The sequence below is a fragment of the Streptomyces albofaciens JCM 4342 genome (genome assembly GCF_008634025.1).
Lineage (GTDB): Bacteria > Actinomycetota > Actinomycetes > Streptomycetales > Streptomycetaceae > Streptomyces > Streptomyces albofaciens.
The window spans coordinates 1,312,828-1,325,407 of record NZ_PDCM01000001.1 but is presented as its reverse complement, the minus strand read 5'-3'; the positions used below and the strand labels follow the sequence as shown (position 1 = coordinate 1,325,407).

Here is a 12,580-nt window from a genome sequence, read left to right as displayed (position 1 = left end):
CTCGTCCAAGCCGGCCCGGGAAGTCGAAGCATCCTCCGGATGTTCGGGAAGGTGACCCGCACAAAGGCATGCGTGCTCGACAGGAGCAGCTGCGGATGAGTGCCGGACCGTTCCAGCGGAGGGTGAAACACGTCATGAACGAGACGGTGAACGCGGACCCGGCCCCGGTCGGACCCCGAGGTGCGGACGGCCTGGACGGTATAGAGCTACGGCATCTGCGGGCCTTCATGGCCGTGGCCGAGGAACGCAGCTTCACGTATGCCGCCGACCGGCTGCGGGTCGGGCAGCCGACGCTGACCCGGACCGTACGGGCTCTGGAGGAGGCCCTCGCCACCCGGCTGCTGGACCGCACCACCCGGCGGGTCGAGCTGACCGACGACGGCCGTCGGCTCCATGCCGAGCTGGCGCCCCTGCTGTCCCGCCTGGCCGCCGCGCTGCGGGCGCCCGGCGGGCAGCCACTGTTGCGGCTCGGTTTCACCTCACTGCTGCCTGCCGCCTGCGCCGGGCTGAACGCGGCGTTCGAAGCGGCGACCGGGGCCGGGGTGCGGCTGGTGCGCCGGGACACGCCGCTGGCGGGGCTGGACACCGGGGAGGCGGACATCGCGGTGCTGCGCGGGGACGCCCCGCCGGACGCGGATGTCCGTACCCGGGTGCTGCTGCACGAGCCGCGGGTCGCCGCCGTCGGCCGGCTCGGCGCGGCCGCGCCCTTGGCGCGCCGCCGCGTACTGGACTGGGGTGAGCTGGCGGATCACCCGCTCGTGGTGAACACCGTCACCGGCAGCACCCGTCCCGAACTGTGGCCCGAGGACCGGCGTCCGCGACTTGCCTGCACCGCGGACAATTTCGACGAGTGGCTGGAGGCGGTGGCCGCCGGGCACGGGATCGGGGTGGCGCCGCAGGAGGTGGCCCACCGGCACACCCACCCGGGCATCCGCTTCGTACGCCTGAAGAACGCGCCGCCGGTGACCGTACGCCTGGCCCTGCCCGCACGCGGCGCCCATCCCCTGGCGGAACGGTTCTTTGGGATGGGTGGGGAGGGGAGGGCGGTGAGTTAGGGGGCGAGGGGGTGGGGTGGGGTGGGGGCGCGGGCAAACCGGGCCGCTCTACAGGCCGTTCGGCCACATCCCCCCCAGCGGGGGCTTACCCAGGGGTGGCCGCACGGAACCCCCGCCCCAGCCCCCCGTGGCGGCCCGTCGGTTCACGGTCGGCTGGGCCGGCAGTGCACAATCGGCCAAGCCCTCAGCTCGCAGTCGGCCCAGCCGTCAGTTCACAGTCGGCCCAGCCCTCAGTTCACAGCCGGCCCGGCCGTCAGTTCAGCGACGGGTCGTCCGGGTACGTCGCCACCATCGCCAATTCGTTTCGCTGGCGCCGCAGAACCGCTCTCCAGAGCTGTTCCGGGTCCGGGGAGGAGACGTCGCCCGGTTCGGACTCGACGACGTACCAGGCGCCCTCGGCCAGTTCCTCTTCCAGCTGGCCGGGGCCCCAGCCCGCGTAGCCGGCGAAGATGCGCAGGCTGCCGAGGACCGTGGAGAGGAGTTCGGGGGGCGCCTCCAGGTCGACCAGGCCGATCGCCCCGTGCACGCGGCGCCAGCCCAGCGGTCCGTCGCCGCCGGGCGTGCTCTCCGGCGATTCCGGGCCGCCCGGCACCACGGCCACGCCGAGGGCCGAGTCCAGGGAGACCGGGCCGCCCTGGAAGACCACACCGGGCTCGCCGGCGAGGGGCGCCCACGGCTGGAGGATGTCGCCGACGCCCACGGGCGTCGGGCGGTTGAGGACCACGCCGAGGGACCCCTCCTCGTCGTGGTCGAGCAGGAGCACCACCGCGCGGTCGAAGTTCGGGTCGGCGAGCGCCGGTGTGGCGACGAGCAGCCGCCCGGTGAGCGAGGACACCTCGGTCATGGGGACATGATCCCGCACATCGCGCCGTGGCGGGGAGTCAACAGCGGGACCCGCACGAGAGCAGCGCAGGGCGTACGACGGCAGCCCCGGCGCACGGTTCCGCGCCGCGGGCGGCACACCGGGACACACCCGTACGGACCATCCCGAATGTCGATTACAGAACAAAGGCGGACGGTAGCGCAGGGTGTTGTGACAAAGCCATTACATGCCCCGGACCGGCTCCGGCCTACGGGCAACCCCTCCGGCGCGCTTACCATTTCCCCTTGGCCCCCTGTCCGTCTCCAGGAACGCGAGATCCATGACCGTCTCTACCGACGACGTACTGCTTGTCCACGGCGGCACCCCGCTGGAGGGCGAGATCCGGGTTCGCGGCGCGAAGAACCTCGTGCCCAAGGCCATGGTCGCCGCCCTGCTCGGCAGCAGCCCGAGCAGACTGCGCAATGTGCCCGACATCCGCGACGTACGCGTCGTACGCGGCCTGCTGCAGCTGCACGGCGTCACGGTCCGCCCCGGCGACGAGGCGGGCGAACTCATCCTCGACCCGTCGCACGTGGAGAGCGCCAACGTCGCGGACATCGACGCGCACGCCGGGTCCTCGCGCATCCCGATCCTCTTCTGCGGCCCGCTGCTGCACCGCCTCGGCCACGCCTTCATCCCGGGCCTGGGCGGCTGCGACATCGGCGGCCGGCCGGTCGACTTCCACTTCGACGTGCTGCGCCAGTTCGGCGCGACCATCGAGAAGCGGGCGGACGGCCAGTACCTGGAGGCCCCGCAGCGGCTGCGCGGCTGCAAGATCCGCCTGCCGTACCCGTCCGTCGGCTCGACCGAGCAGGTGCTGCTGACCGCCGTCCTGGCGGAGGGCGTCACCGAGCTGTCGAACGCGGCCGTGGAGCCGGAGATCGAGGACCTGATCTGCGTGCTGCAGAAGATGGGCGCGATCATCTCCATGGACACCGACCGGACCATCCGGATCACCGGTGTCGACAAGCTCGGCGGCTACAACCACCGCGCCATCCCGGACCGCCTGGAGGCGGCCTCCTGGGCGTCCGCGGCGCTGGCCACCGAGGGCAACATCTACGTGCGCGGCGCGCAGCAGCGCTCGATGATGACCTTCCTGAACACCTACCGCAAGGTCGGTGGCGCCTTCGAGATCGACGACGAGGGCATCCGCTTCTGGCACCCGGGCGGCTCGCTGGACGCGATCGCCCTGGAGACCGACGTGCACCCCGGTTTCCAGACCGACTGGCAGCAGCCGCTGGTGGTCGCCCTGACGCAGGCGTCCGGCCTGTCCATCGTCCACGAGACGGTGTACGAGTCCCGGCTCGGCTTCACCTCGGCGCTCAACCAGATGGGCGCGCACATCCAGCTGTACCGCGAGTGCCTGGGCGGCAGCGCCTGCCGCTTCGGGCAGCGCAACTTCCTGCACTCGGCCGTGGTCTCCGGGCCGACCAAGCTGCAGGGCGCCGACCTGGTCATTCCCGACCTGCGCGGCGGCTTCTCGTACCTGATCGCCGCCCTCGCGGCGCAGGGCACCTCCCGGGTGCACGGCATCGACCTGATCAACCGGGGCTACGAGAACTTCATGGAGAAGCTCGTGAGCCTGGGGGCGCACGTGGAGCTGCCGAACGGGGCGCTCGACGCCTGATCGGCGCGCCGGAGGATCTGACGCAAGGGGCGGCCACCCACTCGGGTGGCCGCCCCTTCGTGCTCGGTGCGACCGATGCCCACATTTGCGTGAGCGAATGATTGAATCGGAGCCTTTCGGTCGGTTCCCGGCGGCCCCTCCAGCTCCGGCGCGTTGCGCTTGCGACGGGACGGCGGAGCGGCCGAGCGGATTGGGTGGCCCTCGACGGGTATACGGCTCGGGCCGATCGCCCCGGGCCCGGGCGGCCCCCTCACCGCCGTACGGCCCCGGGCTGGGACCGCCGTCCCACCGCCATACGGCCCCGGGCCGCCGCCCCACCGCCGTACGGCCCTGACCCGGCCGCCCCGCCCGGCCTCCACCCGGCCGCCCCGCCCGGCCTCGCACCCCCTCGTACGCACCCCAGGCCACCCCCCCACACCCGAACCCCCTCATCGCCCTCTACGGCCCTGTAGAGCAACAGGCGGCACAAGGGCCCCACAGGCCCCATTTCCGGCCCTCCTGGGGCCCGCCGCGGGCTCCGGACACGCAAAGGGGCGGCCGTTCCCCCGGGGGGAACGGCCGCCCGCACGCCTTTGGTGACCGGGGCCTGCGGCCCCAGCGGCTTACTTGCCCTTGGCGGCTTCCTTGAGCTTCGAGCCCGCGGAGACCTTCACGCTGTAGCCGGCCGGGATCTGGATCGGGTCGCCGGTCTGCGGGTTACGCGCGGTACGAGCGGCACGGTGGGTGCGCTCGAAGGTCAGGAAGCCGGGGATGGTGACCTTCTCGTCGCCCTTGGCGACGACCTCGCCGACGGTCTCGGCGAGCGCGGCCAGAACGGCGTCGGCGTCCTTGCGGGTCACCTCGGCGCGGTCGGCCAGAGCGGCCACCAGCTCACTGCGGTTCATGTTTGTACTCCCGTGTTCTTCTTGCCAATGAGGCGTGAGATCGAAGCCGATGCTGCCAGGGCCCTTGGACGGTGCCCGGACCCGGGTCTGCTGACAGACCCTCGCGCCCGGGTACGCATCCTGCCCCCACCTGCGGCGGTAAAGCCAATCCGGCACCCAGGAGGGTCACACGAAAAGCGCCACTGCCTCATAGTGGTGACGTCCCGCACCGTGCCTCACCGGGCCGGCCCCGCAGGGTGGCGACCGTTTGCTGCCCGCCACCCTATGGGGGGCCCACAGGCCCGGTGGCACGCGACGCGCCGGGCGTCAGGCCGTCGTGGCGGCCGTCACAGCCTCCCCGGCGGCCTTCGCGGCTTCCTTCACCGCACCGGCCACCGCGCCCGCGACCTTCTCGTTGAAGACGCTGGGGATGATGTAGTTCGCGTTGCGCTCGTCGTCCAGGACGACGTCCGCCAGGGCACCGGCCGCGGCCAGCATCATGTCCGTGTTCACCGTACGGGACTGGGCGTCCAGCAGGCCGCGGAAGACGCCCGGGAAGACCAGCACGTTGTTGATCTGGTTCGGGAAGTCGGAGCGGCCGGTGGCCACGACGGTGGCGGTCTGCCGCGCGATCGCGGGGTCCACCTCGGGGTCCGGGTTGGCGAGTGCGAACACGATCGCGCCCTTGGCCATCTTGGCCACGTCGTCGCCGTCGAGGACGTTGGGCGCCGAGACGCCGATGAAGACGTCGGCGCCGACGATGGCCTCCTTGAGGGTGCCGGTCTCGCCCTCCGGGTTGGTGTTGTCGGCGATCCAGCGCAGCGGCGAGTCGGGGTCGGCGCCGACGAGGTCCTCGCGGCCCGCGTGCACCACGCCGTGGATGTCGGCGACGACGGCGTGCCGGACGCCGGCCGCGATCAGCAGCTTGAGGATGGCCGTGCCGGCCGCCCCGGCGCCGGACATCACGACCCGTACGTCCTCGGTCTTCTTGCCCACCACGCGCAGCGCGTTGGTCAGCGCGGCGAGCACCACGATGGCGGTGCCGTGCTGGTCGTCGTGGAAGACCGGGATGTCCAGGGCCTCGCGCAGCCGGGCCTCGATCTCGAAACAGCGGGGCGCGGAGATGTCCTCCAGGTTGATGCCCGCGAAGCCGGGGGCGATGGCCTTGACGATCTCCACGATCGCGTCGGTGTCCTGGGTGTCCAGGCACAGCGGCCAGGCGTCGATGCCGGCGAAGCGCTTGAAGAGGGCCGCCTTGCCCTCCATGACGGGCAGCGCGGCCTTGGGGCCGATGTTGCCCAGGCCCAGCACGGCGGAGCCGTCGGTGACGACCGCCACGCTGTTGCGCTTGATGGTCAGGCGGCGGGCGTCGTCGGGGTTGTTGGCGATGGCCTGGCAGACCCGGGCGACGCCGGGGGTGTAGACCATGGACAGGTCGTCACGGTTGCGGATCGGGTGCTTGGACTGCATCTCGATCTTGCCGCCGAGGTGCATCAGGAACGTACGGTCGGAGACCTTGCCGAGCGCGACGCCCTCGATGCCGCGCAGCTTCTCGACGATCTCGTCCGCGTGGGCGGTGGAGGTCGCGGCGATGGTGACATCGATACGGAGCTTTTCGTGGCCGGAGGCGGTCACGTCGAGGCCGGTGACGGAGCCGCCCGAGGACTCCACGGCCGTGGTGAGCTGGCTGACCGCCGTACCGCTCGCGGGAACCTCCAGCCGCACCGTCATCGAATACGAGACGCTAGGCGCCGTTGCCATGGCCGACTTCCTCTGCTTTCCCTTGTTTCTCTCTGCGCGCCGCTCCGGGGTCCACGGCGGGACCGGGCCGGAGCGCGAGGACCGATCGTCCCACCTACCAGCCGGTACACGGTAACCAGCCCCCGTTTACGGAAATGTTCTTCCACATTACGAGAGAACCTCGGCAGGCGGAAGACCCGGCCGCCAACCACGGATGAACGGTGCGCGAACGGCGACGACGCTGGTGCGCGAACGGCGACGGGCGCCTTCCGAAGTGATCGGAAGGCGCCCGTCGGGGTGCTTCAGTGACACCGACCCGCCATGCTCGCCTCGCGGCAAGTGGTCGCTCGTAGCGACTATGGTTGGGCCCGGGGGCTTGGATCGGGCCGGTGCCACCACCAAGGCTAACAAACCATCCCTGGAAGCGAATCCCGTCCCGCCACCTTCTTTCCCGGCGGCGCGGGACTCCCCCGCCCGGCCCTGCGGAGACTCCCCGCCCGGCCCGGTGGATCGTCCGCGGTCAGTCCCTCAGCAGGTCCGGCACCCCGTCCTCGTCCGGTTCGTCCCGCGCTCCGGACAGTACGGTCAGCTGCTGGGTGGCCCGGGTCAGCGCCACGTACAGCACCCGCAGCCCGGCCGGCGACTCGTCGGCGATCTCGGCGGGCGAGACCACCAGCGTCGCGTCGTACTCCAGGCCCTTGGCCTCCAGCGAGCCCAGCGCCACCACCCGGTCGCCCAGCTCCGCCACCCAGCGGCGGGCCTCCGCGCGGCGGTCCATCGCCACCACGACGCCGACCGTGCCGTCCACCTCGTCCAGCAGCCGCCGGGCCGCGTCCCGTACGGAACCGGCCAGATCGGTGTCGTCGGCGACCACGAAGCGCGGCGTCAGGCCCGTGGAGCGGACCGCCTCCGGCGCCGTCATGCCCGGCATCGCCAGCGCCAGCACGCGTGCCGCCAGCTCCGCGATCTCCGCCGGGTTGCGGTAGTTGACGGTGAGGGTGAAGCGGCGGCGGGGGCGGGTGCCCAGCGCCTCGTCGCGGGCGGCGGCGGCCTCGTCCGGATCGGACCAGGACGACTGCGCGGGGTCGCCGACCACCGTCCAGGTCGCGTGCCGGCCGCGGCGGCCGACCATCCGCCACTGCATGGGGGTCAGGTCCTGCGCCTCGTCGACGATGACGTGGGCGTAGTCCGTGCGCTCCTCCTCCAGGCGCTCGCGGCGGCTGCGCCCGCCCCCGGACATCCGGTCGGCGTACGTGCTCAGCTCCTCCAGGCCGGTGAGCTGGTCCAGCGGGTCGGCCTCACGCGGCCTGGCGGGCCTCGGCGGCGCGCCGAGGATCAGTTGCAGCTCGTCCAGCAGCGCCACGTCGTGCACCGACAGCGGGCCCTGGCCCTTGTCGTCCAGACGGCTCAGGGAGCGGGCCAGCTTGCGCACCTCGCGCTGGTTGAGCACCCGGCGCGCCCAGCGGCCGAGCCGGCGCTCGTCGGCCATGGCGGCCAGGACGCCGCGCGGGGTCAGCTCCGGCCACCAGGCGTCCAGGAAGTCCTGGAAATCGGGCTCGGCGGTGATGTCCTCGTCGAACGCCTGGCGGGCCTCGGCGGCCAGCTCGGGGTCCGTGTAGCGCTTGGGGCCGCCGGACTTGGACCACAGGGCGTCCAGGATGAGGCGGCGGGCGCGCGGGCGCAGCAGGTTGACGGGCGCGGTGCCGCCGAGGGCGGACTGCCGGATGCGGTGCAGCTCGTTGGCGTCCAGTTCGATACGGGCGCCGAAGACGACCACCCGCAGCCGGTCCGGCGGGCCGGCGGGGGCCGCCTGAGCCGCTCCCTCGGCCTCCTCGCCGAAGGCGAGCTGGCCGTCGGCCGGCGTGGCGCCGGCGGCCCCCGCGGCCGCCGCCCCGGCCAGCTCCAGGGCCCCGCGCGCCGCCTTGCGCAGCAGTTTCTGCATCCGGCTGGAGCCCTTGATGCGGGCCACGGCCGGGGAGTCGTAGGCGGTGGCTTCCGCGCCGTCCACCAGCGAGCCCAGCGCGCGGATGGCGACCTGCCCCTCCTCGCCGAGGGAGGGCAGGACGCCTTCGGTGTACGCGACGAGCAGCGGCGTCGGGGAGACGATGAGGATGCCGCCCGCGTAACGGCGGCGGTCCTGGTAGAGGAGGTAGGCGGCGCGGTGCAGCGCCACCGCGGTCTTGCCGGTGCCGGGGCCGCCCTCGACCTCCGTGACGGAGGCGGCGGGGGCCCGGATGACCATGTCCTGCTCGGCCTGGATGGAGGCGACGATGTCGCGCATCGTGTGGCTGCGGGCCCGGCCCAGCGCGGCCATCAGCGCGCCGTCGCCGACCGCGGGCAGTTCGGCGCCGTTCAGCGTCGCGGTGATCTCCGGGCGCATCAGGTCGTCCTCGACGCCCAGGACGCGGCGGCCCTTGGAGCGGATGACCCGGCGGCGTACGACACGGCCGGGGGCGACCGGGGTGGCCCGGTAGAAGGGGGCGGCGGCGGGCGCGCGCCAGTCGATGACCAGCGGGCTGTAGTCGGCGTCCAGCACGCCGAGGCGGCCGATGTGCAGGGTCTCGGCGATCTCGGCGCGGCCGTCGGCGATGGCGCCGTCGGCCGGTTCGACGGAGGTGTACGCGCCGTCCGGGCCCTTCTTGCCGTCCTTGCCGAGGAGCAGGTCGATCCGGCCGAAGAGGAAGTCCTCGTACTCGGAGTTGAGCCGGTTCAGATGGGCGCCGGCCTGGAAGACCTGGGCGTCCCGCTCGGCGAGCGCGCCGGGCGTGCCGACCTGGCCGCGTTTGGCGGCGTCGTCCATGAGGAACTCGGCCTCGTGGATCTTCTCCTCAAGACGCTGGTAGACGCGGTCGAGATGCTCCTGTTCGGACGCGATCTCGCGGTCGCGTGTGCGCTCCGGCAGGGCGTCGTCGACGGAGTCCGGCGCGTGCGTGGCATTCTGCGCGGCCACCCAGGCCCCCTTCTTCTGTGCGTAGGGCAGCCGTCAACCGTACGCGAACCGGGCACCGGGCGCACCTGACCCGAAGGACCAAATCACCACCGGGCGGGACCAAACCGGGCAGCTCGGGTGGGCGTCCCGCGCGGAATCAGCGGCTCCGTTCTGTTATGAGGGCAGGGGTGGGCCCCGATACGGGAGGACATGGGCCGGGAGGCGGGGCCACGGGCTCCGCGCGGGCGGCGGCCGGTGTCGCTCGACCGATGAACCGATGGCGCGTAACCGGTGGCGCCTGCCCGGTGGGGCGCGGCCGGTGGCGCGTGGCCTACGGCGCGCGGCCGGTCAGACCTTGATCTCGGCCAGCCGCCTGCCGTCCAGAGTGCGGACCTCGAAGCGGTCGATGTTGGAGCGGTTCATGGCCGAGCCGCCGTGCGTGTAGAGGGGTTCCTTGTTCCACTTGGCGGCGCCGTCCTTGATGCCGTAGCCGCCCGGGGGCACCGCCCAGGTCGTCACGGTCTGCTCGGCGCCGCTCTTGCCGACCGCGACCAGGTCGCAGGTCAGGGGGCCGCGGACGTTGCCCAGCTTGAGGGCGACGTGGGTGCCCCAGGGCTTGCGCTCCATGGAGACGCTGGCGGCGACCTTGGTCACCGGGTCGACGGTGCCGGCCTTCTCGCCGTGTTCGTACATCGTGCGGGCGTAGCTCGCCAGGTGTTCGGGGGCCTCCTCGGCGTCCCCCGAGATCAGCGCGTACGTGGCGAAGGGGCCGCCGGCGACGAGCACCGCGGCGGCGGCGACCAGGTACAGGCGGCGCCGGCGCCGGGTCCGGCGGGCCGCGCCGGCCTCGGCCAGCAGCCCTTCCAGGACGGCGGGGCCGGGCACCGCGACGACCGCCTCCGTGTCGGGCGCGGACTCCCGGACGTCGGCGAGCAGGGGCGGCAGGTCCATGAGGTCGTCCAGTTCGGCGGCGCACCGGTCGCAGCCGGCCAGGTGCTCCTCGAAGCGGGCCGCCTCGGCGTCGCCCAGGACGCCCAGCGCGTAGGCGCCGACGTCGGTGTGTTCCACGGGTTCGCTGGGCCGCGTCACGCCGTCACTCCTCGTTCTTCGAGCGAGAGCTTCAGGGAGCGCAGCGCGTAGAAGACGCGGGACCGGATGGTCCCGGCCGGTACGTGCAGCACCTCGGCCGCCTCGCTGACGGTACGTCCCTTGAAATAGGTCTCTATCAGGGCCTCTCGGTGGGCTTGGCTGAGGTCGCCGAGCGCTTCGGTGATCGTCATCAGGCGCAGGGCCCGGTCGATCTCGTCGGCGGCCGGCATCGATTCCAGGGGAGCGGCGTCGACCTCCTGAGGGCGGGCCTGACGGCTGCGGTGGCTGTCGATGACGATGCGCCGGGCGACGGTCACCAGCCAGGGGCGGAGGGAGCCGGTCGCGTGCTGGAGCCGGTCGGCGTTGCGCCAGGCCCGCAGCAGGGTCTCCTGCACCACGTCCTCCGCCCGGTGCCGGTCGCCGGCCACCAGGCGCAGCACGAAGGCGAGCAGCGGGCCGGCGTGCTCCTCGTAGAGGGCCCGCATCAGCTCCTCGTCCGGCGCCGTACTGTCTGCCACGACGGCATCCTTGCGCACGCCAACTCCCGGGTCGATAGCGCGGATCGGACATTCGCTGCGCATGCGTATCAGCCCTCACGCGCGTCGCCGGTGTCACAGCGGTCGCCGTCCGCACCGTCGCTCACCTCGTCCCGCCGTCCGTGGCTGGGCTCGCGCATGTCCGGCCTCCTCGTCTCGGTTCCCCTGCTGGGCCAGGCCCTTTCAGCCGGAAGTACGGATACGGACCCGCGCCGACTCAGTTCCGGACGGGCGAATCCGGCGGGTACCGGGGGGAATCGAGCGCGGGGCCCGGCGGGCGTTCGCGCGCCCGTGCGCGAGGTCGTACGGAATGTGCTCAGCCGACCCCGGCGACGGGCGCCCCGCCCACCGCCTTCGCCTCCGCAACCGCGCCGTCCATCCGGCGGGTGGCCCGCCTGCGGTGCCGCGCCACCCGCTCCCGGTTGCCGCACACCTCGCTGGAGCACCACCGGCGCCGCCGGCCGCGCGAGGTGTCCAGGTACACCAGTGAGCAGCTCTCGCCCTCGCACTGCCGCAGTTGGCCGCGCGCCGCCGCGTCGGTCAGCATCCCTATGGCGTCCCGCGCGACCGCCGCCAGCAGCCCGGCGCAGTCGGGCGGCCCGGCGAACGCCCGCACCAGGGCGCCGTCCTCGGCGCGTACGGCGCGGGCGGGCGGCACCGCCGCGGCGGCGGCCGCGTTGAGCAGGCGCAGGTCGGCCTCGGCGGCCCGGCCGCGCAGTTCGTCGTGGACGACGCGGCGCAGCAGTTCGCGCAGCGTCCGGAAGCGCACGACCCAGCCGCGGTCGACGGCGCCGAGCTGGGCGCCGCCGGGGACGACACCCGAACCCACCAGCCAGGCCGCCAAGTGTTCGGGGCCGGCCAGGCGTTCGGTGGCGCGGCCGGTCGTGGCCATCAGGTCCAGGCAGATCCGCCCGCAGTCGAACCGCAGGTCAAAAGGCGCCGCCATGTGCCCGTCACTCTCTGGGAGACAACCCTTGCCCTATCAGAGTGCCCGGCACGGCCCGGGGCCGGAACCCTCGGCACCGCCGCGCGCCGCGCCGCGGACGATCTATACATCGCGCGTATACATCTGCTGTATAGTCCGGGCCATGTCGGCCAAGACCCTGCTCAAGAACCGCTCCAGCCTGACGCACAAGGTCCGTTACGCGATCAACCACCCCGATCGCATCGGGCCGTACCTCAAGCGCACCGCCCGGGACGGCTGGCTGCGCCTGAAGCACCCCGACCACATCGCGTACTACCGCGCCGTGATGGCCTCCGACGCCGGACGCAGCCCGGAGGCGGCGGTCGGCAGCCGCAGCCACGAACGGTGGCTGGCGCTGGGCGAGATGCAGTTCGCCTACCTGAAGGAACACGGCCTGCGGCCGGAGATGCGGATGCTGGACATCGGCTGCGGCAACCTGCGGGCCGGCTGGCGCTTCATCGAATACCTCGACAGCGGCAACTACTACGGCATCGACATCTCCCCCGACATCCTCGTCGCAGCCAAGAAGACGCTGGTCACCTACGAACTCCAGGACAAGCTGCCGCATCTGACGGTCACCCAGGACCTGACGTTCGACTTCCTGCCGGACGCGCACTTCGACGTGGTGCACGCGCACAGCGTCTTCTCCCACTCGCCGCTGTCCGTCATCGACGAGGGCCTGCGGCACGTCGGCCGCATCCTGGCGCCGGGCGGGTTCTTCGACTTCACCTTCGACCGCACCGAGGGCGCCGAGCACCAGGTGCTGCGCGAGGACTTCTACTACCGCACCGAGACGCTGCTCGCGCTGGCCCGCAAGCACGGGCTGGAGGCCCGGTTCATGGAGGACTGGGAGACCCGGCCGCACGGCCAGTCGAAGATCCGGGTGTCGAACCCGGCATAGCGGCGGGCGGGCCG

General features: G+C 72.6%; 10 protein-coding genes. 3 read left to right on the top strand and 7 right to left on the bottom strand.

Going from position 1 to position 12,580, the window contains the following annotated elements; all coding sequences use genetic code 11:
- The first annotated feature begins 134 nt into the window (after window positions 1–134).
- Entirely contained in the window at window positions 135–1,055 is a 921-nt protein-coding gene (locus CP973_RS06110) for a LysR family transcriptional regulator (RefSeq protein ID WP_150238255.1), read from the top strand.
- Window positions 1,056–1,308: 253 nt separating this feature from the next.
- Here CP973_RS06110 and CP973_RS06105 read toward each other — a convergent pair whose 3' ends face one another.
- Window positions 1,309–1,899: a YqgE/AlgH family protein gene (locus tag CP973_RS06105; protein ID WP_150238253.1), complete on the bottom strand. Its 591-nt coding sequence runs from the start codon at window positions 1,897–1,899 to the stop codon at window positions 1,309–1,311.
- Between the two features lie 298 nt (window positions 1,900–2,197).
- Here CP973_RS06105 and murA point away from each other — a divergent pair, with 298 nt between their 5' ends.
- Entirely contained in the window at window positions 2,198–3,544 is a 1,347-nt protein-coding gene (murA, locus tag CP973_RS06100) for a UDP-N-acetylglucosamine 1-carboxyvinyltransferase (RefSeq protein ID WP_030600154.1), read from the top strand.
- A gap of 602 nt (window positions 3,545–4,146) precedes the next feature.
- Here the strand turns inward: murA and CP973_RS06095 are convergent.
- The 6 genes from CP973_RS06095 to CP973_RS06065 form a co-directional block, all read right to left on the bottom strand.
- A complete protein-coding gene (locus CP973_RS06095; RefSeq protein WP_004571953.1) occupies window positions 4,147–4,428 on the bottom strand; it encodes an HU family DNA-binding protein in 282 nt (93 codons plus the stop codon).
- A 306-nt stretch (window positions 4,429–4,734) separates the two neighbouring features.
- Window positions 4,735–6,168: an NAD-dependent malic enzyme gene (locus CP973_RS06085; protein ID WP_150238251.1), complete on the bottom strand. Its 1,434-nt coding sequence runs from the start codon at window positions 6,166–6,168 to the stop codon at window positions 4,735–4,737.
- 499 nt (window positions 6,169–6,667) lie between these two features.
- Window positions 6,668–9,097: a HelD family protein gene (locus CP973_RS06080; RefSeq protein WP_208853137.1), complete on the bottom strand. Its 2,430-nt coding sequence runs from the start codon at window positions 9,095–9,097 to the stop codon at window positions 6,668–6,670.
- A gap of 327 nt (window positions 9,098–9,424) precedes the next feature.
- Window positions 9,425–10,165: a zf-HC2 domain-containing protein gene (locus CP973_RS06075; protein WP_150238249.1), complete on the bottom strand. Its 741-nt coding sequence runs from the start codon at window positions 10,163–10,165 to the stop codon at window positions 9,425–9,427.
- A complete protein-coding gene (locus CP973_RS06070) occupies window positions 10,162–10,746 on the bottom strand; it encodes a sigma-70 family RNA polymerase sigma factor (RefSeq protein WP_167538270.1) in 585 nt (194 codons plus the stop codon). The genes CP973_RS06075 and CP973_RS06070 overlap by 4 nt, the downstream gene beginning before the upstream one ends.
- 271 nt (window positions 10,747–11,017) lie before the next feature.
- A complete protein-coding gene (locus CP973_RS06065) occupies window positions 11,018–11,647 on the bottom strand; it encodes a CGNR zinc finger domain-containing protein (protein ID WP_150238245.1) in 630 nt (209 codons plus the stop codon).
- 142 nt (window positions 11,648–11,789) lie between these two features.
- Here CP973_RS06065 and CP973_RS06060 point away from each other — a divergent pair, with 142 nt between their 5' ends.
- On the top strand, window positions 11,790–12,566 hold the full coding sequence (locus CP973_RS06060) for a methyltransferase (protein ID WP_150238243.1): 777 nt from the start codon (window positions 11,790–11,792) through the stop codon (window positions 12,564–12,566).
- Window positions 12,567–12,580: the final 14 nt, after the last annotated feature.